Origin of the sequence: Pontibacter beigongshangensis (genome assembly GCF_014332515.1) — a bacterium.
In the GTDB taxonomy this organism is placed as follows: Bacteria; Bacteroidota; Bacteroidia; order Cytophagales; family Hymenobacteraceae; genus Pontibacter; species Pontibacter beigongshangensis.
Genome location: NZ_VFSD01000076.1, coordinates 1 through 215, shown reverse-complemented (window position 1 = coordinate 215; position 215 = coordinate 1). Strand labels below are relative to the sequence as shown.

Sequence of the window (215 nt, the reverse complement as noted above, 5' to 3'; positions counted from 1 at the left end):
CAACCTCCTCCTCTTGCGCCGCTACTCTTAGCGGCTGCGCCTTGACGCCTTGTATTCTTAATTTCATTCTCTCTTTCCCCCTTCGAACCGTCCGTCCCGGAAGGGGATGCAAAGGTAAGAAGCTTTTCTTTCTCTGCAAGCGATTCAGGGAAATATTTTTTTCTTTTTCCCCTTCCCTCTTTCACTCTTTCCTTCTCCTGCGGCCCCTGTTACGA

1 protein-coding gene is annotated in these 215 nt (G+C 49.8%); it reads right to left on the bottom strand.

Annotated features, from left to right (window positions below; translation table 11 throughout):
- The coding region (locus FJM74_RS22255; protein ID WP_206684099.1) for a hypothetical protein at positions 1-185 on the bottom strand (185 nt) is incomplete at its 3' end.
- Positions 186-215 lie beyond the last annotated feature (30 nt).